We start from the raw sequence: 24,073 nt of genomic DNA, 5'->3' as shown, positions 1-24,073 counted from the left end.
AATTTCAGGCTCAAACTATGAACTATGAACTTGAAACCATAAACCAAACTACTCATACCTCAAAGCCTTAATAGGATTGGAAATAGCCGCTTTAATAGACTGGTAGGACACAGTAATTAAAGCCACCATAACGGTTGCCAGACCTGAAATGGCAAAGAAATACCAGCCAATATCAATTCTATAGGCAAATCCATTCAGCCATTTATCCATGAAATAGTAAGCCAAAGGCCAGCCTATAACATTGGCGATCAGTACTATCTTTAGGTATTCCTGTGAAAGAAGCATAACAATCTTGCTCACATCTGCTCCCAATACTTTTCTTATACCAATTTCTTTAGTGCGCTTTTCAGCCAGATATGAAGCCAGCCCAAACAGCCCCAAACAGCCTATTACAATGGCTAGAGAAGTAAAGGACAATACTATTTCCCCCAGCTGTTTATCCTTCTCATACAGTGATCGCACAGAATCATCTACAAACTTCAGGTCGAAGGGGCGGTGTGGTACAAGCTCAGACCAAACCTCGGCCATTTCTGCTTTTACCTGCTCTATACGCTCCATGTTTACACGGGCATACATAAGGCTCTTAAATCGTTGAGGCCCGGTAAAAACAGCTAGTGGCTCTATTTTCTGATGTAAGCTGGCCAGGTGAAAATCTTCGACCACCCCTACTATGGTGCCCATCATACTTTCATCAAGTCCAAACTTCTTACCTATGGCATTTTCCGGAGTCAGTCCCAGGGCATCTATACCCGTTTTATTGACTAGGTAGTATACGGTAGAATCCCAATCAGACCTGGACTGAAATGATTCACCACTCAAAAGCTTTAGACCAAAAGTTTCTAAAAAGTCAAGGTCACCATTCATGCCTCTAAAGGAAACCTGAAAATCGGCTGGTCTGCCTTCCAGTACAGCACCCCATCCGGAAACCACATTGGTAATAAGGTTATTAGAGCCCGATACATTTTCTACTCCTGTAATGGCTTTAAAACCATTTTTAAGCGAATTGTAGGCATTGCGCGCAGGAGTATCGGAAAGCTGCATGTAAACCAACTGACTCTGGTCGTAGCCTATCTCTTTGCTCTGAACAAATTGAAGTTGATTGTAGATAATCAACGTTCCGGTAATGAGAAACACACTGACGCAAAACTGAATAGTGACCAGCACCCTTCTAAAGGTATTGCCCCCTTTCTGGCTGAAAGTGCTTTTCAATACTTTGGAAGGCTGAAACGAAGAGAGAAAACTGGCCGGGTAACTTCCTGAAATAAGGCTAACCAACAGAACAATGGCCAAAAGACTTGGGATGAAGTAATTATCGCCTAGTAAATCAATACTCAGACTGGTGCCCGCCATGGTGTTGAAAAAAGGCAAGAGTAACTCGGCCATTACCACACCAATAATCACAGCAAAAAGGGTAATCAGAAAGGTTTCGCCATAAAACTGCCAAATAAGTTGTGCTCTATAGGCACCCAAAACTTTTCTTACCCCTACTTCTTTGGCCCTTTTTTCCGATTTAGCAGTGCTAAGATTGATATAGTTGATACAGGCGATCAGCAAAATGAACAAGGCTATAGCCACCAATGAGTACAGTAGGTTTCTAGAAATTTTTTCCGGGTAGTCGCTCCCTTTGGCAGTATCAAAGTGCATTTCTGTAATGGGCTGAATGTCAAAGGCCATTTCAATACCTGCCGCCCTGAATGACTCCCCTACTTCATCATCGATATATGTATTCAATTTATTCAAATAGGCTTGTGCTGCACTTTCATCAGCTACTTTCACATAGGTGAAGTAGTTCATGGGAAACCATCGGTTAGAGGGCGGTTCGCCCACGGTAGACATAGACATGACCAGGTCGAAATGCAGTGAGGTATTGCCTTGAAAATCCTGGATAACCCCTGTGATCATAGCGTCTTGATTATTGATTTTTAGAGTGGTGCCAACCACATCGGTTGTTCGGCCAAAATACTTCAAGGCGGTAGACTCTGTCATTACCAAAGCATTAGGATCGTCTAGAGCGGTAGCCGCATTGCCCTCTAAAAACTTATGTTGAAACACTTTGAAATAACTGGTATCGGCAAAGTATACCTCCGACTCAATGAACCGATTTTCACCATGTTCCACTAACAGCTCACGGCCAATTGACCAATCATAAACGAAAGTGATTTCTTCGATTTCAGGAAAATTTTGGTCTGAAATAGCTGTAATTCTGGCCGGAGTAACCGCCAAATCTTCTCTGTTTCCGTTGGTAGTAAACACGCTGCTCAGCCTGTATATTTTCTCAGATTCAGGATAGAAGCGTTCATAAGAAGCTTCGGCCTTCACATAAAGCATAATGATAATACAGGCCATTACGCCTACAGAGAGTCCTGCAATGTTGATGATGGAGTAGCTCTTTTGCCTTTTGAGCGACCTAAGTGCTATGTTGATATAGTTTTTGAGCATTTTTCAGTTTTATTTTTAATGTTCAAAGCTTAAGTCAAGCCGCATTGAACTTGGAACTTAGCACTTTGAACCGACCCTTTTATTCCGTTCTCAGTGCGTTTACCGGGTTTGCGTTTGCCGATTTTAGTGACTGAAATATGAGTATAGTCCACACCACTGCAATCAAAGCGATTAGCGGAGTGAGCATAGTAAATACACTAATGGAAATATTGTAGACAAAACCATCGAGCCATTCAGACATAAAATGATAAACCAAAGGCAGAGTGATTAAGGCTACAAGGAGAATTAGTTTGGTAATGCCACTGTTCAATAGCCAAATGAGCTGGCCGATGTTGGCTCCAAGTATTTTCCTGATGCCCACTTCTTTGATGCGCGATTCGGCAATGAAAATAGACAGTCCCAAAATTCCCAGCCCGGCAACAATTATGGCCAGTATGGTGAAGGTTGAAAACACTCTGGAAAGCTTCTCCTCCTGCTCGTACTTCTTTGCAAAAACATCGTCCAGAAAGTTATAATCAAAAGGATAGTCACTAGCCATGCTTTCAAAGGTGGCTTGCAGATGATTCATAGCCGCCCTCACATTTCCACCAGAAATCTTCACATAAGCATAGGTAAAGCCACTTTTAGAAGGCACAATCATTAAGGGTTTAATGGTTTCCCTGGCCGAGCCATAAATGAAGTCTTCCACTTGTCCTATCACTTTATAGCCACCAATGGTTTTACCAATTGGCGTATCCCATCCAAACTCTTCCTGTGCGGTCTCATTAATGATAATGCCTTTCCGATTCAGCTCTCCTTCAGAAGAAAAATCATCCCCTTCTTTAATAGTAAGGCCCAATCGCTCTACAAAACTTGTTTCAACATTCATAAAGGTGATGGGCACGGGTTCTTCCAGTCCCTCCGGTTCCATGTATAAACTTGCACTACCATCGAAAACCGAAAAAGACGCTCCGGTGACCGATTCGATCGATGCATTTCTGCTGAGTTCATTTTTGAACGTTTCGTAATTCTCGGCAACACCCTTATCGGCCAAAGAAACGCCCACTATTTGATCATGGTCAAAACCAAGATCCAGGTTAGACATGTGGTTGAACTGCTGCAGAACAATCATAGTCACAGAAATAAGACCTAAACAGATAAATACCTGAAAACCAACCAGAGCAGCTCTGAACTTCGCGCCTTTCTTGCCACTTGTCGCCCTTCCTGAAAGCACTTCAATAGCACTAAATCTGGACAAAAATGAAGCAGGATATATACCGGCTAAGAAGCTTACCCCCACCACAATGGAAGACAGGATCACGTAGCTTTCCAGTGCACCGTAGTCAACACCCACAGACTTCCCAACAAAATTGCTAAGTACGGGTGAACAGAGCTCTACCAAACAAATGGCAAAGACCAAACCGATGAATGTGATAATGAACGACTCGGTTAAAAACTGCCTTGCCAATTGAGTTTTATGGCCTCCAACCGTTTTCCGGATGCCAACTTCGCGCGACCTTTTGGAATACCGAGCTGTGGCTAAATTCATATAGTTGATAATGGCCACACCTAGAATAACCAGGGCTATAATCAAATAAAGCTGGGCCTTATCTTTTTCGCCATTTCTTCCAAAATAACCATGGCTCAAATCGGAAAAATAGATTTCATCTACGGGAAGTAACTTAGTGACCCGGTTACTTAAGTGCGGTTCCAGGGCTGTATTCATTTTAGCCTCTATAGCCGTCAAATCAAGGTTTGCTTCGCTTAGCTTTACATAGAGAGGAAATGCCGAAACCACCCCCCAGTCAAAGACTGTTTTCTTCATGGCAAAATTGACCCCTGAAAAGAAAGCATCATTGGCATTCTCAAATGAAATGAGGTAATCGAAATCCACATGAGTATTATCGGGTAGATCCCGGAAAACACCACTTATCTGAAAAGAGCCTAACTCAACAATTTCGATAGTTTCTCCAATAGCAGCCTGAACAGAGCCATAGACCTTCAGAGCCTCACTTTCCGAGAGAAGTATGTCGCTCTTCCCAAGCTTTAGATTAGAAGAGCCCAAGGCAGGTTGAACATCGAAAAAGTCAAGTGTTTCGGGGTCTGTATACCGAACCCCATCAACCAGAAATCGTTGGTTGTTCATTTTAAGCACCTTCTTTTGCATGGTGCCAAAACGAGTACTAGCCATAATTTCCGGAACCTGCTCTACCATAAGAGGACCCATAGGCCCCATGGTCTGCATTTCAAAAGCGGGGATGTTATTGGTAGTGTCTTTTACATACACCTGAAAGATTCGATCTTTTTGACTCAAGTGTTCATCGTAGCTAAACTCAACCTTTACGAACAAGCTTAGCAGAATAAAGGCAGCAAGCCCAATGGACAAGCCAAATACATTGATGAAGGTATAACCTTTGTTTTTGAGAAGATAGCGGCTGGCCGTCTTGAGGTAGTTTTTAAACATAATTGTTGAAGTATTTTGACCGTTGGGCTCATACCCGTCAACTTCTTTCCAAGCAATATGCCAAACTTAACTAATTGATTTTCAGTAAATAAATACACCTCAGCTATTCAACACTATTCGCTAGCGAACTTTACCGTCCGCTGACGGACGGTGGTATTTGTGTATATTGTTGGAGGTGGGTTGATTTGTCCAGCTTTTACCTTAAACCTAAAGCCTGCCCGCTGGTAATGGCAGAAGTTAGGGATAAAGACTAGTTTCATCGAAGGCCAAGTCCCCTTTAGGGGATTTAGGGGAAAGAATTTTACTAGAACGTCATTCCCGCGCAGGCGGGAATCTCTATTAAAACCTAAAGGCCAGATAGGGATTCCCGTTTTCACGGGAATGACGGTTAATCAAGCAATGGTAAAAGGCCAGAACTTAAAAAAGTTTAGAACTGCTAAAGTCGAAATAGATGAAATACACGATTCTAGCACAAGCACTCCCCCTTTTTTGAAAAGGGAGGCATGGGGATTAGATCCTAATGAACTATTTCAAAAGCCAATCCCCCTACCCCCCTTCGCCAAGGGGGAAAAGGAGGTGTGAGAGTAAGCGGCATCATGAATAGACACTTAAGAGCAATGTATTTTTAGAAGTAGTCAGTTAAAATTTAGTACAAACCCTCCCCCTTTTTGAAAAGGGGGCTTGGGGGATTAGAGCTTAATGAGACTATTTCAAAGCCAATCCCCCTAACCCCCTTCGCCAAGGGGGAAAAGGAGGTGTCAGAGTAAGTGGCATCAGGAATAGACACTTAAGAGCAATGTATTTTTAGAAGTAGTCAGTTAGAATTAGCACAAACCCTCCCCCTTTTTGAAAAGGGGGCCAGGGGGATTAGAGATGATAAACACATTATGAACACCTACAATAAACACTTAAAACACAACGCCAGAAAACTCAGAAATGAGTCGACTCCGGGTGAAGCCATACTCTGGAAATACGTTCTCAGAGGCAAAGGTTTTTATGGACTTCAATTCAACAGGCAATTCATCATTGAAAATTATATAGTCGACTTTATCTGTCGGGAATTGAAATTGATCATTGAATTAGATGGCAAATATCACGATCAAATTACAAGAGAAGATGAAATTCGAGACAATAGACTGAAGGAACTTGGATATCAGGTGATTAGAATACCCGAGAAGTTGGTCATAGACGATGTAAATGCGGTCTATCATTACCTGAAGAGATTTGTGCCAAATGAGATTTTAGATAGAAACAAATAGAGCCAATCCCCCTAACCCCCTGCCTTTGCTGGCAGGCTTCGCCATAGGGAAAAACGGGAGTACATAACTTAAAGACATTATAAAAACATGGTGAACCGCAATAGCCGCTAAAGATGAAATACACGATTCTAACACAAGCACTCCCCCTTTTTGAAAAGGGGGCTGGGGGATTAGATCCTAATGAACTATTTCAAAGCCAATCCCCCCACCCCTTGCCTTTGCAGGCAGACTTCGTCAAAGGGAAAAACGGGAGTGCATAATTTAAAGACATTATAAAAACATGGTGAATCGCAATAGCCGCTAAAGATGAAATACACGATTCTAACACAAGCACTCCCCCTTTTTGAAAAGGGGGCTGGGGGATTAGAGACTACTTTTAGGTCAATCCTCCCAACCTCCTTCGCCAAGGAGGATTATCCTTGCAAACATCATTCCGATCAATTCCATAGATGTTTATCTGCTAGTAATTTACCTTTTTGAAAAGAGAGTTATAAGGATTAGAAGCACAGAAACTCAAACATGAAAACAGGACGCATACTCATTATAGACGACAACGAAGACCTGCTCAAAGCAGCTCGGATTTTCCTGAAACGCCATTTCGGGCAGATTGATCTGGAAAAGGATCCAACACTAATTCCTGACCTGCTCAAGAATGAATCGTACGATGTGATTCTGCTGGATATGAACTTCACGCAAGATGTAAATTCAGGTCAGGAAGGCTTTCATTGGCTGGATAAAATTCTGGAGATTGATCCCTCTGCTGTGGTGGTATTGATCACTGCTTTTGGCTCAGTAGATATGGCCGTTAGGGCTATCAAAGCTGGAGCTACAGACTTTGTGATGAAGCCATGGGAAAATGAGAAGCTGTTGGCTACCATGCTTTCTGCCATTAAACTTAGGTCATCTAAAGCAGAAGTTCAGCAACTCAAAGACCAACAGGAACTTATGCGTGAAGAGTTAGACCATAAGTTCAAAGATATAATCGGTCAATCTCAGGCTATGATCAAGGTCTTTGATACCATTGACCGTGTGGCCGGAACTGATGCCAATGTACTTGTTTTAGGTGAAAACGGAACCGGAAAAGAACTCATAGCCCGCGCTATTCACCGAAACTCTAATAGAGCAGAGAAACCTTTTGTCACAGTGGATTTGGGAGCTATTACCGAAACGCTATTTGAGTCGGAACTATTCGGTCATGTGCGTGGTGCTTTTACCGATGCCAAAACCGATCGTGCAGGCCGCTTTGAAGTGGCCAATGGAGGCACACTTTTCCTCGATGAAATCGGCAACCTCTCTCCTGCTCTTCAAGCCAAATTATTGACAGCCTTGCAGAATAAGCGCATTTCACGAGTTGGTTCGAATAAGGTGCTGGATGTAGACATTCGCTTGATCTGCGCCACCAACATGCCGCTTTATGAAATGGTGCAAAAGGGAGAGTTCAGGCAAGATTTATTGTACCGAATCAACACTATTGAAGTAACCTTGCCATCACTAAAAGAGCGACATGAAGATATTCGCCTACTGGCAGAGCATTACTTGGAGCAGTTTGCTAAGAAGTACAACAAGGACATTTATAAGTTCTCGGAGGCCACAATAAAGCGACTGGAAAAGTACCACTGGCCGGGCAATGTGCGTGAGCTTCAACATGCCGTGGAAAGAGCTGTGATTATGAGCAGAGACAACATTCTGCAGCCGGAAGACTTCTTCTTTAATTCTTCAAATCAGCCAAAAGACCAGAGTGAAATCAACCTGGAGCAGTATAATCTGGAAGATGTAGAGCGAATTCTGATCCGTAAGGTTTTGGCCAAACACAACGGAAACATTACCCATGCCGCTCAGGAGTTGGGGCTGACCCGTTCATCTTTGTACCGAAGACTAGAAAAGTATGGGCTTTAACCGTTTCCGCTTATTTGTGCTGCTTCGGGTGATTGTCCTTTTCATCACTGTATCGGCCTTTGTTTACCTGATATTCTTCGATGAGAAGTACGTGACCACTGTGGTAACCGGCTTCCTGATCATCTTCGAAGTATTTGAGCTATTCAACTATATAGAAAGCACCAACAAGAAGCTCAGGCGCTTTTTCGATGCCATCAAGTACAACGATTTCAACATGAGTTTTACCCATGACAATAAGCTCGGTAAAACCTTCAAAGAGCTCAATATGGCTTTCAAGGAAGTGATTGATGCCATTTTACTCGAACGCCAGAAGCGCGAAGAATTCTTTCAGGAATTACAGGTGGTGGTTGAAAATATAGCCTCAGGGATTGTGTCTATCGATGAAGAAAACAAAGTAAAGTTTATCAACCGTTCGGCCCTGAACCTGCTTAACCTCAATAATGACCGAAATGTCTCCATCAACCGTTCTTATCCTGAAATCAGGGAGATATTGAAGGAACTGGGAAATCATTCGAGAATCATTTATAAAACCAAGAATGGCAATGAGCTGGCGGTGTTTATTACCCGTTACAAACTGAGTAATGAATCATTTCGATTGTTAGCCTTCCAAGACATTAAAGCCGAACTTCAATCGCGTGAGTTGGAAGCCTGGCAAAACCTAACCAAGGTGCTAAGGCATGAGATTATGAACTCCATTGCGCCTATTTCATCCCTCACCTCTACCTTGAAGGAAGTGATAGCCGAAGATGTGCAACGTTCCCCCAATGCCAACCTCATTTCCGATGATAGCCTTGACGACCTGGAAGAAGGTCTGCGCACCATCTCAGGGCGATCTGATGGGCTCATCAACTTTATCAATGCCTATCGCGATTACACTAACCTTCCTGAGCCAAACCTACAGAGGCGCGATATCAACAAGGTGGTGGAAAGCTCTGTGGCTTTGATGAGGAATGAGTTTACCGAAGGTCAATTGGCATTGAAAACCCTCAAGCGTGAAATCATCGTCTCTTTAGACGACCAGTTGATTGAACAAGTGCTCATCAACCTGATTAAGAACGCCAGAGAAGCCATTGAAAATCAATCAGATGGAAAAGTTGAAGTGAAAGTTGATTTCCGTGATGGTAAAACCACTGTTTCAATTCAGGACAATGGACCGGGTATTACCGAAGAAGCCAAAGAGAAGATTTTTATGCCTTTCTATTCCACTAAAAAGCGAGGTTCGGGTATTGGACTCAGCCTCTCCAAGCAGATTATGCAGCTCCATGGTGGCGATTTAAGAGTAGAAAGTGAGATTGGAAAAGGAGCATGTTTTGTTTTGAGTTTCTAATGAAAACGTGAAATGACAACTTCTTGTAACACACATTTACCACCCTATGAAAAGACTTACACTGACACAATTAAAAAACATCTGCCTATCTATAAGAGAAAGTATTGAGCTAAATAAAAGTAAAACCAATCTCTTTAAGGACTTTCCGCAAGGGTGCTGTCGTGATGCAAGTTTAATAGTGGGGATAATTCTGAAAAAAATGGGAGCAATAGAGTTGGTCTATTGCCGTAGAGATTTTGATGTACATTACAAGAGTCATGCATGGTTGGAATACAATAGTTTTATTATTGATATCACTGCGGATCAATTCGATACTACCATACCAAATGTGATAGTTAGCAGAACGCCAATTATGCCATTCCACCAAAAACAACATGAAGAACCCTTAACTCTTTCAATTGCCGGGATGGATACCATTGACCTACTAAAGGACATGGAGATTATAGAAGCCGCTTTGAGCCCCAAATACTCGTCTTAGTCTCTATCTAAAAAAAGACCAAAACGAGCTATTTAATGAGAATTCTCTATTTTAAAACTCAAACCTTAACTCAATAACCCACTTCATTTATGTTCAGCTTGTTTAAAAAAAGGAGAACTCAAACATCTTCTAGCAATTTAGATGATCAAAAAGGCATTATTGGGAAATTCCATGAATCCGGTAAACCAGTCATTGTAAAGTTTGTCAATGAAATACCTAATGATGAAACAATGAAAAATCTACCTTGGCTCACCATTATCTCATGGAAATATGACGCTGATATAAATAATGGTATGCCTCTTAAAGAAGTCAATAAAAAGATGATAAAGCTTGAACATGCTTTAGAGGTTTTCTATTCCATTGACGACATAAGGTGGATTTATAATCGTACAGGAAATGGATTGAAGGAATTCAATTACCAAATATCAGATAGAGATCAATTCATAAAAGAACTCAATAAAGCTCTTAGGGGTCATGAACGATATCCAATTGAAATAACCTTCTATGAAGACTCTGACTGGAAGGGATTTATAAAACTCGTTAAGGATTTTGAACAAGCCTAAACATAGAAACTCTTTCGTTTAATCAGTTTACACTTAATTCTTTCCTTTAGGCCATTTTCCAATTAAACCCAATTCATTTCGTTATCTTTGAATAATTACGATTATGGAAAATCTAAGTCTTTACACTCTAATTAATAATCTCCCAGCCCATGTAAAGCAGGAGGTTCGTGACTTTGTGGAGTCTCTCAAAAAGAAAACTAAGAAGGATGAGGAAACTCCAAAGAATCGCCAATTCGGTGTGTTAAAAGGAAAGATTTCCATGTCCAAAGATTTTGATGAACCACTAACCGACTTCAAGAAATACATGTAAACCTTATGGGGTTTTTACTAGACACGCACACACTTCTCTGGTTTCTATCAGGTAACAACTCAATTTCCAAAAAGGCGAAAAACATTATCCTTGATAGAAAGAACAAATGCTACATAAGCATCGCTTCACTATGGGAAATAGCTATTAAGATTAAGCTTGACAAGCTTTCAATTGACACAAGATTTAAAGAACTCTCTGACCTACTTCACCAAAACGATATTGAAATCTTACCGATTACATTTGAGCATATTTGTAATCTGCTTGACTTGGAGGAAGCACATAGAGACCCATTCGATCGGATAATCATATCAACAGCTAAAACAGAGAATATTTCTGTAATTACAAAAGACGGAAATTTCAAAGGGTACAAGAATTTAGAAATTCTTTGGTAGTACTAGTGGTACTGTCTCGCTTTGACCGTCTATTTGAAGTCTTAGGGAGACCCTAAGACAAGCTGCTCTACCACGATTGCACAAATAATTCCCCTCTTCCCCTTCCTTTAAAAATTCACTCCTGTTATTTTGCCTATCAATGAATTGGCAGCCATTACTTAGCTCCCTCAGTGGAGATTTATATACTGACGAAACCCACAGAAGGCTCTATGCCACCGATGCCTCGGCCTACAGAGAATTACCTCTTGCTGTAGCCGTTCCAAAGGGCAAACAAGACCTTATTGCATTAGTCAAATTCGCTTCAGAGAATAATACTTCACTGATTCCCCGAACAGCAGGAACCTCTCTGGCCGGTCAGGTAGTGGGCGGTGGCATTGTAGTAGACCTCTCCAAAAACTATAACCAAATCATAGAAGTCAATGCCGAAGAAGGCTACGCTTGGGTTGAACCAGGAATTGTTAGAGACGATCTGAACAGACATCTGGCAGACTACGGATTCTTCTTTGCTCCGGAAACTTCAACAGCTAACAGAGCCATGATTGGCGGCATGATTGGAAACAACTCATGCGGCTCTAATTCAGTGGTTTATGGAAGTACTCGTGAACATTTACTAGAAGTTGAAACCATTCTGTCCGATGGTTCAGAAGCCTGGTTTGGCCCCATGGACTCCGGTGAATTTCTGAGCCGATGTAATGGGCTTTCTACTACAGGTTTATTGCATAACAACATCTACTATAAAACAAGAGAGATGTTGAGCAATGAGGCAAATCAAAAGGAAATTGTAGAGCACTTTCCTAAAGCCGATATCCCCAGAAGAAATACCGGTTATGCATTAGATATGCTGCTCAGGCATGAACCATTTACCGAAGGAGGCACTCCATTCAATTTCTGTAGCCTTATTGCCGGTTCTGAAGGCACACTCTGTATGGTGACCAAAGCGAAGATTAAGCTCACTCCTCTTCCGCCCAACAACAAACGACTGGTATGTATCCACTCAGAAACTATTGACGATAGCCTTAAAGCTAATTTGGTGGCGTTGAAATATGCGCCATCTGCCTGCGAACTAATGGACGATTACATTTTGCAAGCCACCAAACGCAACCCAATGTATCGCGAACTGCGATTCTTCGTAGAAGGTGATCCACAAGCCATTCTGGTGGTCGAATTGAATGGCGAAACACCTGAAGAAGCCGACCAAAAAGTCACTGATCTAATCTCCAACCTAAAAGCTGAAGGAAGAGGATATGCCTATCCGGTCATTCAGGGGGAACAGATCAAATCCGTGTGGAACCTCAGAAAAGCCGGACTCGGGCTGCTCTCTAACGTTCCGGGCGATGCCAAGCCTGCACCGGTTATTGAAGACACGGCTGTAGATGTACAGGATTTACCCGCCTATATCGCAGAGTTCAATCAAATTCTCGAAAAACATGGCTTATACTCTGTGCATTATGCCCATGCCGGTTCTGGTGAATTACACTTGCGGCCAATTCTAAATCTGAAAACGGCCGAAGGACAAAAGCAATTCAGAATCATAGCCGAAGAAATTGCTACGCTGGTTAAGAAATATAAAGGTTCACTTTCAGGAGAACATGGCGATGGAAGACTTAGAGGCGAGTTTATTCCTCAAATGGTGGGTGAACACAACTATGAGCTAATCAAGCAGATGAAGCAAATCTGGGATCCTCAGAACATCTTCAACCCGGGCAAAATAGTAGACACCCCTCCAATGGACAGTTCCCTTCGCTACGATGTAGATCAGGAGACCAGAGAGTTCGACACCATGTTCGATTTCTCCGAAAACCAGGGGATTCTCAGAAGTGCTGAGCTTTGCAATGGATCGGGTGACTGCCGCAAATCGGAGCTGAGTGGTGGTACCATGTGTCCCAGCTATATGGCTACCCGAAACGAGAAAGAGACCACCAGAGCCAGGGCCAATATTTTGAGGGAAATGCTGACTCGTTCAGACAAGGCCAATCCCTTCGCTCACGAAGAAATTAAAGAAGTAATGGACCTTTGCCTAAGCTGCAAAGGCTGTTCTTCTGAATGTCCCTCTAATGTCGATATGGCTAAACTCAAGGCTGAATGGCAGTATCAGTATTATCAGGAAAAGGGAGTTCCTACAAGAGCCAAACGCATTGCCCATTTCTCCAAAAGCATGAAGTTGGCCAGCAGAGTACCCTGGGCTTATGATATGATTTTCAGCAATCAGCTCACTGGAAATTTGGCCAAGTCCATTGCCGGTTTTGCCAAGGAACGCAGTATGCCTGAACTGGCTAAGAAGCCGCTCAAGAGCTGGCTAAACAAAGAATTCCGACCTGAAAAGAAAGACAAAAGAGTTTACTTCTATTGCGATGAATTCACCAATTACAACGATGCTGAAATTGGTAAGAAGGCCGTATTGCTACTCGATAAACTCGGCTATGAAGTCACCTTTGTAGATCACCCGGATTGTGGCAGGCCTCAACTCTCCAAAGGACTGTTGGACGAAGCCAAAGAACTGGCCGAAGCCAATGTGAAGCTGTTTGCGGATATAGTCTCGGAAGAAGTGCCTTTAGTGGGCATAGAGCCTTCCGCTATCCTCACTTTCAGAGATGAGTTTATCAGCTTAACTCGTGGTGAATTGCAGGGAAAGGCTCGAAACCTAGCCAAGCATACTTTCACTATAGAAGAATTCTTGGCTAGAGAAATTGATCGTGGCCATATCAGAACGGAACAGTTTACCGAAGAACAGAAACTGATCAAAGTGCATGGACATTGTCACCAGAAGTCGCTTTCCAGTATGACGCCTACTAAGAAGATCCTGAGTCTGCCTAAGAACTTTGAAGTGCATATGATTCCCTCAGGATGCTGTGGAATGGCAGGCTCTTTCGGCTACGAAAAGGAACATTATGAACTCTCCATGAAGATTGGAGAATTGGTACTCTTCCCTACGGTGAGAAAGCAACCGGAAGCAGTTATTATCGCTGCATCAGGCACCAGCTGCCGTCATCAGATCAAAGATGGAACGGGAAGAAGGGCAATGCATGTGGTGGAAATTATGGCTAAATCGCTAATTTGATTTATAAAACCGACTAATAATATGACCAACGAATTAATCCTTATGCTTGTCGCAGCTTTTGTCGGATTTGCTGCCAATTATTTTTTAGAAAGATTCAGGGATAGAATGATTTATCTAAAGAAGAAAATTACAAATCAAGCCATTGCAAGCTCTCACCAAACTTATTGGGGAAATATAAAAGTCTTATATAATGAACTCGAAACAGTTCATGTTAGCTTGACGAAAGTCGAAATTATAAACGACAGTAACAGAGACATTGATAACTTCAATCTCTTAATTACCTGTGACAATAATTCAAGGATATTAGCCAGCCAAGGAACAAATATGGATAATCAAATGCCCTTGCACTTAACAGAAGAGTATTTGATTGCAAAAAAGGAGTCCAATTCCGTTAATCTAGACAAGTTCGTTCAGTACAGCGTAAAAGTTCTCAATAGAAAATCTTCAATCATTATTGATTTAGTTTTGGATTCATCCCTCATTCAAGTGCCCTTTGTAGAAGTGATTATTGAAAAGAAGGGTATTAAACTATCCGAGTATAAAATCTTCGATCAAAGTAGATATGGCTGGTCAATTGTTATTACAGGTATTCTCGCACTTTTGGTTTTTGACTTAGCAATTTACTTTTCTGAAATAGAAAGACAATTGGCTATAATTTTGTCCTTTATTGCAGGCGCATTGAACTTTTTCATCGGAGGTCTTATAGTTGAGGGATTCAAAAGAATTAAGAGTTTTCTGACGTGAAATTTAGACTTGAGAATACTACTCATATTTTCTTATACTTCTTTCCCGTATTGATGCTGACTGCATGTAGTCCTGAAAAGCGTTCATTAACAATCGCCACGGCAGCCAATATGCAGTTTGCTATGAATGCCTTGGTGGAAGCGTATGAAGCCGAAACAGGAACTCAATGTGAGATCATCCTTGGCTCATCCGGTAAGCTCACAGCACAAATTCAAGAAGGTGCACCTTACGATCTTTTCTTCTCAGCAGATATGAAATTCCCGGAAGCGCTCAAGGCTACCGGTAATACCATTGGTGAACCCATAATCTATGCCCAAGGTCAGTTGGTACTTTGGACAAGCCGAAAATCCCCACTTCATAGAGTAATTGAGATAACCAGAAAAGAGACTAATCATATCGCCTTGGCCAATCCTAAAACAGCCCCTTATGGGGAGGCTGCCATACAGGTACTAAGGAACTTAGATTTATATGACATGGTCAATAGCAAACTGGTCTATGGTGAAAGCATTTCTCAAGTCAATCAATTTGTTATTTCAGGCGCAGCAGAATACGGCTTCACCGCCAAACCTGTGGTGCTTTCTCCCAATATGTCGAGTAAAGGGAATTGGATTACTATACCCGATAGCCTACACGCCCCTATCAATCAGGCTATGGTTATACTCAGAAATGAACGAAGCATGACTGATGAAGCCCAGCGTTTTATGGAATTTGTGCTTTCTGAGAAGGGTAAAGCCCTATTGCAGAAGTTTGGTTATAAGACTCCCCCATCCAAACCTTTCCCCACCGAAGAAAGGCTTTAGTGCCTGCTCGTTGTTACAGCTTAATTCTAAACCAGCAGTGTCCAAATATCCCTCCAGGAAGATGGGTTGGAGGCGCAGTCAACTTCTAACCTTAGAAAAACCACCTTCTATGAAGAATACATCGATTTTCTTAGCAAATTTAAGCTGACTAACTCAAAAAGTTAGGTAACGTCATTCTGAATTCATTTCAGAATCTGGTTGAATTCATTTCAGAATCTAGTTGAATTTATTTCAGAATCTAGCTGAATTTATTTTAGGATCTGATAGCAACTTGATTCAGAATTTAAAAGACACTGAAACCTGTCTTTGCCACAGGCACGTTTCAGGGTGACGGGTCTAACTTTTGAAATTATCAATAATACTCTGAATTGAACTCTTTCAAAGCCAAAATCATAGACATCAAAACCTCCGGTAGCTTTTCATTAGTGAGCTTAGAGGCCATTGGCTTAAAGCTGAAAAGTATTGTAATTGATACGCCTCAAACAGCCGATTATCTGCAAATAAATCAGGAAGTAAGCGTGATTTTTAAAGAACTTGAGGTTTCAGTGGCAACAACGCCCAACTTACCCATCAGCTTGCAAAATCAGATTCCCGGCTCCATCATTGCTCTTCAAAAAGGTGAGCTCTTGGCCCGGATCACTCTGCAGACTCAAGTTGGCCCAATCACCTCCATCATCACTGCTGTATCGGCTGATGAACTGGAACTAACGGTGGGGCAAGAGGTTTTTGCCCTAATCAAAACCAACGAATTAATGCTTTCCAGGGAATGAACTGGTCCCCCATCATATTGTCCTTAGAGTTGGCTTTGGTAACCACTATACTGTTGTTTGTGGTTTCTGTTCCTCTAGCCAATTGGCTGGCTGAAACTAAATCGAAGATAAAACCAGTAGTTGAATCAATGATCAGCTTGCCATTGGTGCTACCTCCTACCGTACTTGGCTTTTATCTATTGGTGGCCTTCAGTCCGAACAATGCCTTTGGCAACTGGTTGCAGGAAACGATTGGTGTTCAACTGCTTTTCTCTTTTCCCGGGCTTGTGCTTGCTTCCATGATCTACAGTCTTCCGTTTATGGTACAGCCCATTCAGTCGGGGCTCACCAGCCTTTCATTAAACATGAAAGAATCTTCATATGTTTTAGGTCAATCTAAGTTCAAGACCTTACTTCACGTTCTTTTACCAAACATCAAACCCTCTATTCTAACCGCCATAGTACTTTCCTTTGCCCATACGATGGGCGAATTTGGAGTGGTTTTAATGATTGGCGGCAATATACCCGGAGTTACTAAAGTGGCTTCCATTGCCATTTACGATGAGGTGGAGTCGCTGAACTATGCCGCAGCACATCAATATGCGCTGGTTCTGCTGCTTATCAGTTTCAGTATTTTGGTGACCGTTTACAGCCTGAACAAGAAAACTAACCTTACCGGAAAGCATGCTTGAAGTAAAAGTGATTAAGCGATTGGAAGCAGCCCGTGGCAGGCTTGAACTTGACTTAGAATTTCAATGTCACCCCGGTGAGTTTTTAGTGATTTCGGGCCAATCAGGAGCCGGAAAGACCTCATTACTCCGAATGATTGCCGGGTTGATGAATCCTGATTACGGAAAAATTCAGTTCAATGATCAAACTTGGTTCGGCCCAAAAATCAACCTGAAGCCGCAAGAACGGGACTGTGGGCTAGTTTTCCAGCAGTATTCCCTCTTTCCTAATATGACGGTAGAAGGTAATTTAAAATACGCCTTAAGGGAAGACCAGTCGGAATCTGATATGGAGGAGTTGCTCGACATTATGGAAATAAAGGGTTTGAGAAATCAGAAACCGGCTATACTATCGGGCGGGCAGCAACAACGGGTTGCTTTGGCCAGAACTCTAGTGCAAAAGCCAGGGCTATTACTTCTGGACGAGCCCCTTTCGGCCTTAGACCGACCGATGAGAATCAGGCTCCAGGAGTATCTGAAGGAGGTTCATAAAAAGTATGAACTCACAACTATAATGGTCACCCACGACCCCTCAGAAGCACTTAAGCTAGCTGATAGAATTATTGAGATTGAAGAGGGAAAAGTTGTTCGAGAAGGCAAACCCACTGAGGTATTCGGAAATAAGAGTCTCAGCGGAAAGTTTCAATTTACCGGAACGGTAATAGACATTCAGGAGGAAGAATTACTGGCTATTGCTTCAGTGTTAGTGGGTAATCAACTGATCAAAGTGGTGATTAGTGATGTGGAACAAAAAAGCCTTCGAATTGGTGATGAAGTAATCGTTGCATCGAAGGCTTTCAACCCTATAATTAAGAAAGTTTAGCTTCTAAAAATCACCTCCTCCAACCTCACACTCTTTGGAAATTACCGTATGTAAGAACGGTTTAGGTGTATCGGCCAACATTGCCGTACAAACCAAACAGTCGGAGACAGGTCTTTGGTCAACAATTTTCACAAACAGTATGTCGCCAATTTGGACACCACTGTCACATGGACTCACCATAGTAGTAAACACATTCTCATAAGTTGTACCGCTACTATCCGTCCACGTATTGGCGACATCGTCAGGTACGGCTCCCCCTATCACTTGGAAAATTGCATTGCCGCATATCTGATCGATAATTTTTACCTGAACACAATCAACAGTAGGTTGATTGTCACATGAGCTAATGACCAATGCAGTCAATAAGGAAAGAATAATGCTAAGTCTTTTCATCTTAATTATTTGTGTTTACAGAACCAAAGAACTCCATTGGCTATGGTAGCTTTTAGTATTCCACCTCTTATATTGTTTAGTAACGATTCTACATACCACAGTCAGTAACTATTTCGGTATAGTAGAACTGCTTGGGACTATTGGCCGGTAAGGCCAGGCAAACTGCACAATCAGTCTCTTTTCGTTCCTTCGTAATCTTCATTAAAACAGTTTCTCCCCGGGCCGGTAAATAACTATCGCATGGATCGAGAAAGGTACTGAAGACATTATCGTACGTAACGTTGTTATGGTCTGTCCAACTTTCAGTTACTGGAATGCCCGCATTGCCCGAAACAACCTGAACAACCGCATTTCCGCAAAGTTCGGCTACTATTTTCACCTCCAAACAGGTTTCACCTTCATTTTCGCAAGATGAAAGACTTACCAGAGCAATGAACGCCAAAGCAATACTCAATTTCTTCATGATTCTAGTGTTTGTGTGATTAGACCATACTCGACCAAAAAAGGTTGGAATTTAGTGCAGAGAGAGTTGCTTTTCTAATGGATAGATATGAGTTTGTAAGCATGAAAGCATTAGTGTGCGAACAATTCGGGTTACCGGAAAACCTTTCTATGAAAACGCTTCCACTCCCCGTGCCCAATGGGCAACAGGTGCTTATCGAAGTGCATGCCTGTGGAGTGAACTTCCCTGATGCGCTGATTATTCAGAACAAGTACCAATTCAAACCTCAGCTCCCTTTTGCTCCCGGTGGCGAAGTGGCCGGTCGGGTGGTGGAAGTGGGTAGTGAAGTGAAACACCTAAGCCAGGGCGACTTGGTTTTTGCTCTCACCGGCTGGGGAGGCATGGCTGAGTACGTGGTGGCTGAATCGCACAAATGTATGCCTGTTCCTGAGGGCATGGACATGATTACTGCTGCAACAACCATGTATAATTTTGGCACATCGCTTTACGCTCTAAAACAGCGAGCACAATTAAAAAAGGGCGAAAAGCTGCTGGTTTTGGGGGCTTCTGGTGGAGTTGGACTAGCCGCAGTTCAGATTGGCAAGCAAATGGGCGCGCATGTGGTGGCCGCTGCAAGTTCTGAAGAAAAGCTAGAAATCTGCCTGCAAGCCGGAGCCGATGAAACCCTCAACTACTCGGAACAAAATCTCAAGGAAAAAGCCAAAGCCATGACGAATGGAGATGGCTTTGACGTGATATACGACCCTGTTGGAGATCAATATGCTGAACCCGCAGTTCGCTCTTTGGCTTGGGGTGGAAGGTATTTAGTGGTAGGTTTTGCCGCTGGTGCTCCTTCTGCCATCAGAATGAACCTGCCTCTACTCAAAGGAGCTTCCATTGTAGGTGTTTTCTGGGGGGCTTTTGCTCAAAAGCAACCCAAAGAAAGCAAGAGGAACTTCGAGCAGATTCTTCAATGGATTCAAGAAGGAAAAGTGAAACAGCATATCCATAAAGAATATCCCTTAGAGCGAGGCGCTCAAGCTATTCGAGACCTTATGGACAGAAAAGTAATCGGTAAAAATGTGGTGATTATTGATTAGAGTTTAGGTATACCGTGCTCCCCCCCCAACTGAGCCATATCTATGCCGAATCCAGCTCGACAATAACCGGGCTTAATCTTCACAGAAAATACCCTTCGGGAAATAAATCTGTCTGTGATAATAGGTCATTAAGCCCTTTTTCACCAATTCATGGTTGGCGAAAAGCTCTTCAATTCCTCCCTCCTGACCTGATTTATATATAATAATCTGACCCTCGTTGGTATTGAGATTAATGGCTCCGACTAACTCAGCTTTGTCTTTGTACTTTCCCTTTAGCTCTTTCAGCAAATTTTCAGTAAAACGATTAGTTTTTACCCCATCAATATTCTCATTATCCTTATTTGGCTCAAAACGCACAAAATAGTAAGTAGTCATTTCTACATCGGCTTCATCCTTGTGCCAAAGTGTACATAATTCCCCTTCCATCAGATCAAACGGGTAGACTTCCAGCTTAAAACGTCCGGCAGAAATGGCCGGATCAGAACTCAAAACTGCTTCCGTATCAGCCATATTGGTATCGAATAGAAAAATTCCACCGCCTGTGTAGAAGGGCCCCGCAGCGATCATCTTCTTTTCCTTCACCAATCGGTTAATGTTGGCTAAATGTCCCGCTTGAAGGCTATCTACTTGCTCCTTGGGTAGCTCAGCCCTGTCTGGATTCGTGTTCAGGAAAACGAAGGTATACCTACCATCTCCATATTGCCCGTAAGATTGCGTGGCAACCATTAAGAATAGTGTCAGCCAGGTTATTTTGAGTTTCATATCAATAGACTAATGAATAATGAAAGTAGTAAGGTTTTTGGAAGTTTAGAAGTTATGAGTCTGAAGGATGTCCACAGAAATTTTTACTCGACCAGCTTTTCTCCTGCAGGGCACACCGAGCATAGAACTAAACGACATCTAAGTTCTCTTTGAGAGACTCTGCCGGAGATAGAGAGCCTGTTAAAACCTGGTTCATCAAACCGTAAAGTATAATTCACATAAGCTACATCCTAAACGCTGTTTCTAAATCAATACATCCTTATCTTAGCACAAAATTTACAACATGAGAAAACTCCTTGCTCTTTCCTTAATCCTGGCGGCTACCGTTTCCATGACTTCAAGTAGTTATTTCTGGGGTCAAACCGGACATCGAACTATAGGACATATTGCCGATGGTATGCTGAGTAAAAAAGCCAGAAAGCAGGTGCAACGTGTTCTGGGCTCAGAAACATTGGCCGAAGTGAGCACATGGATGGATGAAATAAGGTCGGATCGCTCCTACGATTATGCCAATACCTGGCATTATTGCACAATACCCGATGGCATGACATATGAGGAAGCACCCGAGCAAGAAGGAGGTGATGTAATTTGGGCCATTGAAACCATTATCGAAGAGTTAAAGGCCGGGCAACTTTCGGCCCAAGAAGAAGCCACTAAACTCAAGTTTTTAGTACATCTGGTTGGCGATATTCATCAGCCTTTGCATGTGGGGAATGGTGAAGATAGAGGCGGAAATGATGTTCGAGTTCAGTACTTTGGAAGTAACACTAATCTGCATAGCGTATGGGACAGCCGCATGATTGATGGCAAACAATTGAGCTATACCGAATTTGCCGATTGGGTAAATCATGCTTCTAAAACTCAAATTAAAGAATGGCAATCGGCTACGGTTCGAGAATGGGCATATGAATCTATGTCTTACCGTAAACAGGTTTATGATATTCCTGAAGACGGGCGAATAAGCTATGAATATGGCTATAAGTACTTCGACATTATTAAGCTTAGGGTGCTTCAAGCTGGCGTACGCTTAGCTGGTGTGATCAACGAAATTTATGAGTAACTCAGGGGGTTAAATCTTTCGTTTACCGAATTCCTCAAAGTCCATGGCATGAAACACTGATGGGCAATTGGAGACCCTAATCCTTAAAAACTTTTCATCTTGAGCTTGCCGAAAGATCTACCCGGCTTGACCACTTGGCTGATCCCTCGGTACCTCGGGATGGACAAGACCTGCTCACAATTGCCTCAATATCTCCGGAAGGCGTCTAACCTTGTTCGCCTCATTCATCAGATTTATGATCTAAAACCCTGATGGGCAATTGGAGACCCTAATCGGTTAGAGCTTTTCATCTTGAGCTTGCCGAAAGATCTATCCAGCTTGATCACTTGGCTGATCCCTCGGTACCTCGGGATGGAAAAAGTCTTCACGATTGCCTCATTATCTCCCGAAGGCGTCTAACCTTGTTCGCCTCATTCATCAGATTTATGATCTAAAACCCTGATGGGCTATTGGAGAAACTAATCGGTAAGAGCTTTTCATCTTGAGCTTGCCGAAAGATCTATCCAGCTTGATCACTTGGCTGATCCCTCGGTACCTCGGGATGGAAAAAGTCTTCACGATTGCCTCATTATCTCCCGAAGGCGTCTAACCTTGTTCGCCTCATTCATCAGATTTATGATCTAAAACCCTGATGGGCTATTGGAGAAACTAATCGGTAAGAGCTTTTCATCTTGAGCTTGCCGAAAGATCTACCCGGCTTGATCAATTGACTGATCCCTCGATACTTCGGGATGGAAAGACCTGCTCACGATTGCCTCAATATCTCCCGAAGGAGTCTAACCTTGTTCGCGTCATTCATCAGATTTATGATGTGAAACGCTGATGGGCAATTGGAGACCCTAATCGGTAAGAGCTTTTCATCTTGAGCTTGCCGAAAGATCTATCCCGCTTGATCACTTGGCAACTCGGGATGGAAAAGACAACTTGTCAGAGAAGTAATCCGGTTCAGGCGGTTTGGCTATTTCTTTTCAGGTGAAAGAGCTTTATCCTTAAAGAGTCTGTACAACAATACTGCAGCTCGCTTAGTCTGCATAGGCAATGCGTTAACCTTTCCTGTTTCATTGACCGTATGATCATTAGCACCACTCATTCCCATGGCATCAATACCCATTTTCACCAAGCCTGCAGTAAACGATATATCAGCGGCACCGGCATCGGCCGGATTTACAGAACTCACTTCTCCAAAGCCTAAGTCTTGACTCACCTGACTGAAGGCCTTCATGAGCGCATAATTACCCTCTGTAGGAGCAAATGGTGGATAACCTTCTTCAAAGGTTATAGTGGCTTGAGTTTGTGGTAAATGTTCACTCACAATCTTTTTCATGGTTTCCTGAGTTCGTTTTAATTGCTCCATACTCAGACAGCGAATATCGCCTGTTACAATAGCCGTTTGAGCTACTACGTTGCTTTTCCCAAAGGCTGTTCCCGATTTGCTTTGTTCATTGTAAGTCACATCAGTTCCGCCTAAAATCATTCCGGGGTTAAAGGTCAAATATTCTTCGGCAGACAAGGCTTCGTAAAACTGATTCAGGATTCTTGAAGCTTCATAAATAGCCCCAGCTCCCACTTCAGGTTTAAAAATTTGCGATGAGTGAGCGGCATTACCCTTTACTTCCAGTGTCCAGCCAGACGAGCTTCTGCGCGCTACATTCACGGTAGCCGGGTTGCCATCTCCGTTTTCAAATCCAAGAGCAATGTCGGCCCACTCTGCAGCTTCAATTAGGGCCGCTTTTGAAAGACTCAGGGGTCTTCCGCTAAGCTCTTCATCGCCAGTCATAACAACCCAAACATTCATATCTTTCAACAGCCCGGCATGGTGTAGAGCCGTCAGAGCCTGCAGAATGATTATGTTGCCTCCTTTCATATCCGCTATTCCAGGTCCTTTTATAGTTTCTTCATCCACTTGTTCCCATTGCTGGAAAGGACTGTCGGGTTCAAAAACAGTGTCCAGGTGGCCAATCATCATGATCTTAGGCCCTTTGCCTCCTTCAATTTTGGCCACTAAATGTCCGGCCCGGTTAAAGGCACTGCCATCTAAAAACCGTGTTTCCATACCCAGAGCTTCGAACTTTGGCATCAATACATCAGCCACCTGCCTTACACCCTCAAAATTCATAGTGCCTGAATTGATGTTGATGGTTTGTTTGAGAAGTTCTAAAGCCTCGTGGTTGTTCTGATCGATCCATTGAACTATCTTCTTCTCTGTACGATCGAGTTGTGCCATGCTGAGGCTACAGACTAAGAACAAACTAAGGGTAAGGCTAAGTGCTTTCATAATTTTACTTTTCAGGCTCAAGTATACTCAAC

Annotated in this window: 21 protein-coding genes; 15 read left to right on the top strand and 6 right to left on the bottom strand. The window is 42.7% G+C overall.

Going from position 1 to position 24,073, the window contains the following annotated elements; all coding sequences use genetic code 11:
- Nucleotides 1-48: 48 nt before the first annotated feature.
- Both IE164_RS16035 and IE164_RS16030 read right to left on the bottom strand, forming a co-directional pair.
- Nucleotides 49-2,439: an FtsX-like permease family protein gene (locus tag IE164_RS16035; RefSeq protein WP_189631266.1), complete on the bottom strand. Its 2,391-nt coding sequence runs from the start codon at nt 2,437-2,439 to the stop codon at nt 49-51.
- Nucleotides 2,440-2,518: 79 nt separating this feature from the next.
- Complete coding sequence (locus tag IE164_RS16030; protein ID WP_189631265.1) at nt 2,519-4,882, bottom strand: ABC transporter permease; 2,364 nt, start codon at nt 4,880-4,882, stop codon at nt 2,519-2,521.
- An 887-nt stretch (nt 4,883-5,769) separates the two neighbouring features.
- Between IE164_RS16030 and IE164_RS16025 the strand changes: the two genes are divergently transcribed.
- From IE164_RS16025 to IE164_RS15965, 13 genes are all read left to right on the top strand, one after another.
- On the top strand, nt 5,770-6,141 hold the full coding sequence (locus IE164_RS16025) for an endonuclease domain-containing protein (protein WP_189631264.1): 372 nt from the start codon (nt 5,770-5,772) through the stop codon (nt 6,139-6,141).
- Between the two features lie 519 nt (nt 6,142-6,660).
- Nucleotides 6,661-8,037, top strand: a complete 1,377-nt coding sequence (locus IE164_RS16020; protein ID WP_189631263.1) for a sigma-54-dependent transcriptional regulator — start codon at nt 6,661-6,663, stop codon at nt 8,035-8,037.
- Nucleotides 8,027-9,364, top strand: coding sequence for a sensor histidine kinase (locus IE164_RS16015; RefSeq protein WP_189631262.1), 1,338 nt, complete (start codon nt 8,027-8,029; stop codon nt 9,362-9,364). Before IE164_RS16020 ends, IE164_RS16015 begins: the two co-directional genes overlap by 11 nt.
- Before the next feature lie 46 nt (nt 9,365-9,410).
- A complete protein-coding gene (locus IE164_RS16010) occupies nt 9,411-9,842 on the top strand; it encodes a hypothetical protein (protein ID WP_189631261.1) in 432 nt (143 codons plus the stop codon).
- Between the two features lie 89 nt (nt 9,843-9,931).
- The gene (locus IE164_RS16005; RefSeq protein WP_189631260.1) at nt 9,932-10,405 is read left to right on the top strand and encodes a DUF695 domain-containing protein; all 474 of its coding nucleotides are present in this window, start codon (nt 9,932-9,934) and stop codon (nt 10,403-10,405) included.
- A gap of 103 nt (nt 10,406-10,508) precedes the next feature.
- Nucleotides 10,509-10,715: a type II toxin-antitoxin system VapB family antitoxin gene (gene vapB, locus IE164_RS16000; protein WP_189631259.1), complete on the top strand. Its 207-nt coding sequence runs from the start codon at nt 10,509-10,511 to the stop codon at nt 10,713-10,715.
- Between the two features lie 5 nt (nt 10,716-10,720).
- A complete protein-coding gene (locus IE164_RS15995) occupies nt 10,721-11,107 on the top strand; it encodes a type II toxin-antitoxin system VapC family toxin (RefSeq protein ID WP_189631258.1) in 387 nt (128 codons plus the stop codon).
- Between the two features lie 139 nt (nt 11,108-11,246).
- Complete coding sequence (locus tag IE164_RS15990; RefSeq protein ID WP_189631257.1) at nt 11,247-14,165, top strand: FAD-binding and (Fe-S)-binding domain-containing protein; 2,919 nt, start codon at nt 11,247-11,249, stop codon at nt 14,163-14,165.
- A 21-nt stretch (nt 14,166-14,186) separates the two neighbouring features.
- The gene (locus IE164_RS15985) at nt 14,187-14,909 is read left to right on the top strand and encodes a hypothetical protein (RefSeq protein ID WP_189631256.1); all 723 of its coding nucleotides are present in this window, start codon (nt 14,187-14,189) and stop codon (nt 14,907-14,909) included.
- Nucleotides 14,906-15,709, top strand: a complete 804-nt coding sequence (gene modA, locus IE164_RS15980) for a molybdate ABC transporter substrate-binding protein (protein ID WP_229838730.1) — start codon at nt 14,906-14,908, stop codon at nt 15,707-15,709. The genes IE164_RS15985 and modA overlap by 4 nt, the downstream gene beginning before the upstream one ends.
- 368 nt (nt 15,710-16,077) lie before the next feature.
- Nucleotides 16,078-16,479, top strand: a complete 402-nt coding sequence (locus tag IE164_RS15975; RefSeq protein WP_189631255.1) for a TOBE domain-containing protein — start codon at nt 16,078-16,080, stop codon at nt 16,477-16,479.
- Entirely contained in the window at nt 16,476-17,150 is a 675-nt protein-coding gene (gene modB / locus IE164_RS15970; protein WP_189631254.1) for a molybdate ABC transporter permease subunit, read from the top strand. Before IE164_RS15975 ends, modB begins: the two co-directional genes overlap by 4 nt.
- Nucleotides 17,143-18,009, top strand: a complete 867-nt coding sequence (locus IE164_RS15965; RefSeq protein ID WP_189631253.1) for an ABC transporter ATP-binding protein — start codon at nt 17,143-17,145, stop codon at nt 18,007-18,009. Before modB ends, IE164_RS15965 begins: the two co-directional genes overlap by 8 nt.
- Nucleotides 18,010-18,012: 3 nt before the next feature.
- Here the strand turns inward: IE164_RS15965 and IE164_RS15960 are convergent, their stop codons facing one another.
- Nucleotides 18,013-18,402 (bottom strand): hypothetical protein, encoded by a 390-nt coding sequence (locus IE164_RS15960; RefSeq protein WP_189631252.1) that lies wholly within the window; start codon nt 18,400-18,402, stop codon nt 18,013-18,015.
- An 88-nt stretch (nt 18,403-18,490) separates the two neighbouring features.
- Complete coding sequence (locus tag IE164_RS15955) at nt 18,491-18,865, bottom strand: hypothetical protein (protein WP_189631251.1); 375 nt, start codon at nt 18,863-18,865, stop codon at nt 18,491-18,493.
- Nucleotides 18,866-18,966: 101 nt separating this feature from the next.
- On the opposite strand from IE164_RS15955, the gene IE164_RS15950 reads away from it, so the two are divergent.
- Nucleotides 18,967-19,944, top strand: a complete 978-nt coding sequence (locus tag IE164_RS15950; RefSeq protein WP_189631250.1) for an NADPH:quinone oxidoreductase family protein — start codon at nt 18,967-18,969, stop codon at nt 19,942-19,944.
- Between the two features lie 72 nt (nt 19,945-20,016).
- On the opposite strand, the gene IE164_RS15945 is transcribed toward IE164_RS15950, so the two are convergent.
- A complete protein-coding gene (locus IE164_RS15945) occupies nt 20,017-20,706 on the bottom strand; it encodes a YciI family protein (protein WP_189631249.1) in 690 nt (229 codons plus the stop codon).
- A gap of 283 nt (nt 20,707-20,989) precedes the next feature.
- On the opposite strand from IE164_RS15945, the gene IE164_RS15940 reads away from it, so the two are divergent.
- Nucleotides 20,990-21,766 carry a S1/P1 nuclease gene (locus IE164_RS15940; protein WP_189631248.1) on the top strand — a complete coding sequence of 259 codons (777 nt, stop codon included), beginning with the start codon at nt 20,990-20,992 and terminating at the stop codon, nt 21,764-21,766.
- Between the two features lie 958 nt (nt 21,767-22,724).
- On the opposite strand, the gene IE164_RS15935 is transcribed toward IE164_RS15940, so the two are convergent.
- Entirely contained in the window at nt 22,725-24,041 is a 1,317-nt protein-coding gene (locus tag IE164_RS15935; protein ID WP_189631247.1) for a M20/M25/M40 family metallo-hydrolase, read from the bottom strand.
- Nucleotides 24,042-24,073: the final 32 nt, after the last annotated feature.

Origin of the sequence: Roseivirga thermotolerans, assembly GCF_014653175.1 — a bacterium.
Classification (GTDB): Bacteria; Bacteroidota; Bacteroidia; order Cytophagales; family Cyclobacteriaceae; genus Roseivirga; species Roseivirga thermotolerans.
The sequence above is the reverse complement of the archived record's forward strand: the minus strand, read 5'-3'. Positions and strand labels throughout refer to the sequence as shown.

What these genes read in the sequence shown, in the direction of transcription:
- IE164_RS15940 (WP_189631248.1), top strand. Translation starts at nt 20,990, where the DNA reads ATGAGAAAACTCCTTGCTCTTTCCTTAATCCTGGCGGCTACCGTTTCC.
- modB (WP_189631254.1), top strand. Translation starts at nt 16,476, where the DNA reads ATGAACTGGTCCCCCATCATATTGTCCTTAGAGTTGGCTTTGGTAACC.
- IE164_RS15985 (WP_189631256.1), top strand. Translation starts at nt 14,187, where the DNA reads ATGACCAACGAATTAATCCTTATGCTTGTCGCAGCTTTTGTCGGATTT.
- IE164_RS15935 (WP_189631247.1), bottom strand. Translation starts at nt 24,041, where the DNA reads ATGAAAGCACTTAGCCTTACCCTTAGTTTGTTCTTAGTCTGTAGCCTC.
- IE164_RS16025 (WP_189631264.1), top strand. Translation starts at nt 5,770, where the DNA reads ATGAACACCTACAATAAACACTTAAAACACAACGCCAGAAAACTCAGA.
- IE164_RS15965 (WP_189631253.1), top strand. Translation starts at nt 17,143, where the DNA reads ATGCTTGAAGTAAAAGTGATTAAGCGATTGGAAGCAGCCCGTGGCAGG.
- IE164_RS16035 (WP_189631266.1), bottom strand. Translation starts at nt 2,439, where the DNA reads ATGCTCAAAAACTATATCAACATAGCACTTAGGTCGCTCAAAAGGCAA.
- IE164_RS15950 (WP_189631250.1), top strand. Translation starts at nt 18,967, where the DNA reads ATGAAAGCATTAGTGTGCGAACAATTCGGGTTACCGGAAAACCTTTCT.
- IE164_RS16010 (WP_189631261.1), top strand. Translation starts at nt 9,411, where the DNA reads ATGAAAAGACTTACACTGACACAATTAAAAAACATCTGCCTATCTATA.
- vapB (WP_189631259.1), top strand. Translation starts at nt 10,509, where the DNA reads ATGGAAAATCTAAGTCTTTACACTCTAATTAATAATCTCCCAGCCCAT.
- IE164_RS15945 (WP_189631249.1), bottom strand. Translation starts at nt 20,706, where the DNA reads ATGAAACTCAAAATAACCTGGCTGACACTATTCTTAATGGTTGCCACG.
- IE164_RS15960 (WP_189631252.1), bottom strand. Translation starts at nt 18,402, where the DNA reads ATGAAAAGACTTAGCATTATTCTTTCCTTATTGACTGCATTGGTCATT.
- IE164_RS16030 (WP_189631265.1), bottom strand. Translation starts at nt 4,882, where the DNA reads ATGTTTAAAAACTACCTCAAGACGGCCAGCCGCTATCTTCTCAAAAAC.
- IE164_RS16015 (WP_189631262.1), top strand. Translation starts at nt 8,027, where the DNA reads ATGGGCTTTAACCGTTTCCGCTTATTTGTGCTGCTTCGGGTGATTGTC.
- IE164_RS15995 (WP_189631258.1), top strand. Translation starts at nt 10,721, where the DNA reads ATGGGGTTTTTACTAGACACGCACACACTTCTCTGGTTTCTATCAGGT.
- IE164_RS15955 (WP_189631251.1), bottom strand. Translation starts at nt 18,865, where the DNA reads ATGAAGAAATTGAGTATTGCTTTGGCGTTCATTGCTCTGGTAAGTCTT.
- IE164_RS16005 (WP_189631260.1), top strand. Translation starts at nt 9,932, where the DNA reads ATGTTCAGCTTGTTTAAAAAAAGGAGAACTCAAACATCTTCTAGCAAT.
- IE164_RS15990 (WP_189631257.1), top strand. Translation starts at nt 11,247, where the DNA reads ATGAATTGGCAGCCATTACTTAGCTCCCTCAGTGGAGATTTATATACT.
- IE164_RS16020 (WP_189631263.1), top strand. Translation starts at nt 6,661, where the DNA reads ATGAAAACAGGACGCATACTCATTATAGACGACAACGAAGACCTGCTC.